This window comes from Pseudomonas sp. DF5 (genome assembly GCF_058148225.1).
In genome coordinates, this window is record NZ_JBYVYM010000069.1 from 1 (window position 1) to 727 (window position 727).

Annotated in this window: 1 protein-coding gene; it reads right to left on the bottom strand. The window is 60.8% G+C overall.

The genetic code is table 11. The features are described 5' to 3' along the window. Positions 1-37: 37 nt before the first annotated feature. Positions 38-727, bottom strand: a 690-nt coding sequence (locus AC30D7_RS28730) for an IS3 family transposase (protein WP_490136328.1), incomplete at its 5' end; no start/stop codon positions are given.

Genomic DNA, 727 nt, shown 5'->3' on the forward strand with positions numbered 1-727 from the left:
TGGACTTGCCCCTTCAAAACCGGACACCAACTCCCCGTTAAATTGATGCCACTGCCAAGCGCCTGAACTCCCTCGGTGAGCGATAGTTCAAGGCGCTATGCGGATGCTGCTCGTTGTAATGTTCGAAGGCAATGGCCAGGTTACGCAGCGCCGTTTCTCGATCCGGCTTGGGCATGTGCGCCACGTAGTCACGTTTGATCGTCTTCACGAAGCTCTCTGCCATGCCGTTGCTCTGCGGGCTGCGTACTGGGGTGGTCACCGGCTGCAAGCCGATCTGTCGAGCAAACAGGCGCGTCTGTTCAGCGGTGTAGGCCGAACCGTTATCGCTGAGCCACTGCACTGGCGTTGCAGGCAGTTGATCACCGAAGCGCTTCTCCACGCTTTCCAGCATCAGGTCGCGGATGTCATCGCCGCTGTACCCGGTCGGGCTGGCGACCCAGCCGATGGCTTCGCGATCACAGCAGTCCAGGGCGAAGGTCACGCTCAGTTTGGCGCCGTCCTCGCAGCGGAACTCAAAGCCGTCCGAGCACCAACGCGTATCGCTGGTTTGCACGGCAATACGGCCTTCGTGCCGACGCGGCACGCCGGGTTGTTTGATCCGGCGTTCAAGCAGCAGGTTGTGATCACGCATCACCCGGTAAACCCGCTTCACGTTGATCGCGGGTAGCAACTGGGTTTCACGGGCGCGACGCAGCAATCCCCAGACTCGACGGTAGCCATAGCTGGG